The sequence below is a fragment of the Citrobacter sp. wls826 genome, assembly GCF_005281245.1.
GTDB classification, from domain to species: domain Bacteria; phylum Pseudomonadota; class Gammaproteobacteria; order Enterobacterales; family Enterobacteriaceae; genus Citrobacter; species Citrobacter braakii.
Genome location: NZ_SZWS01000061.1, coordinates 87843 through 88224 on the forward strand (window position 1 = coordinate 87843; position 382 = coordinate 88224).

Consider the following 382-nt stretch of genomic DNA (forward strand, 5'->3'; position numbering starts at 1 on the left):
CCTGAATATGAGCCACTGAGGGAAAAATTATGTTGGCAGTAGAAAAGATTACGCTCAACTATGAAACCACGCTGACGGGCTGCGAAACGTTGCCGGTTTTCGGCTGGATAATCACCAGTACTTTGCGCGATGTACAGCAGCGTAGCTGGCGTTTGCAGCTGTCGGCGCAAGAAGATTTTGCCCAATGCCTGTTTGACAGCGGCGAAATGCACGATGACCGCTCCAGTAATATCGAATTGCCCGACGTCGCCTGCCAGCACTCGACGCGCTATTTTGTGCGGGTGCATATTACCGACAACCACGGTGAAGAGAGCGGCTGGAGCCCGGCGGCAACGTTTATTACCGGCCTGCCAGCGCAAGCGTGGCAAGGGGGGGTTATCTC

1 pseudogene is annotated in these 382 nt (G+C 54.7%); it reads left to right on the forward strand.

Annotated features, from left to right (window positions below):
- Positions 1-29: 29 nt before the first annotated feature.
- Positions 30-382 (forward strand): annotated as a pseudogene (locus FDW87_RS22970) (alpha-L-rhamnosidase); the annotation flags it as partial.